The 220-nt window shown below is 45.0% G+C and carries 1 protein-coding gene; it reads left to right on the forward strand.

Annotation, left to right across the window (positions count from 1 at the left end; translation table 11 throughout):
- The coding region (locus PPOP_RS17380; RefSeq protein ID WP_042229739.1) for an IS4 family transposase at window positions 1–220 on the forward strand (220 nt) is incomplete at both ends.

Here is a 220-nt window from a genome sequence, read left to right on the forward strand (position 1 = left end):
GATTTTGAGGGGCGGGAGATTCGTCTCGTTACCGATTTAATGCATGTTACTGCCGAACAGTTGGCTCAGATCTATAAAGCGCGCTGGCAGATAGAAGTCTTTTTCCGCTGGATCAAGCAACATGTAAACGTTCCTACGTTGTTCGGTACGACTGAAAATGCCGTATATGGTCAGCTATTTGGAGCCTTGATTACCTATGTTCTTCTCAAATGGCTGTATG

It is taken from the genome of Paenibacillus popilliae ATCC 14706 (genome assembly GCF_000315235.1).
In the GTDB taxonomy this organism is placed as follows: domain Bacteria; phylum Bacillota; class Bacilli; order Paenibacillales; family Paenibacillaceae; genus Paenibacillus_B; species Paenibacillus_B popilliae.